Raw genomic sequence first — 269 nt, forward strand, 5'->3', positions numbered from 1 at the left:
GCAATCGAGCATCTCTCGGACAACGGCTCTGCTTACACCGCGAGGGACACGAGGCTGTTTGCGCAAGCACTCAATCTGACACCCTGCTTCACGCCGGTCGCCAGCCCGCAGTCGAACGGCATGTCGGAGGCCTTCGTCAAAACCCTGAAGCGGGATTATATTCGCATCGCAGCACTACCGGACGCAGAAACAGCGCTCCAGTTCATCGACGGATGGATCGAGGACTATAATGAAATCCATCCACATTCCGCGCTCAAGATGGCTTCCCC

The 269-nt window shown here is 57.2% G+C and carries 1 protein-coding gene; it reads left to right on the forward strand.

Annotation, left to right across the window (positions count from 1 at the left end; all coding sequences use genetic code 11):
- Window positions 1–269 (forward strand): integrase core domain-containing protein (locus ACS5UA_RS22940; protein ID WP_443101894.1); only part of this gene is annotated, 269 nt, incomplete at both ends.

This window comes from Brucella sp. RRSP16, assembly GCF_052246815.1.
Lineage (GTDB): Bacteria > Pseudomonadota > Alphaproteobacteria > Rhizobiales > Rhizobiaceae > Brucella > Brucella intermedia.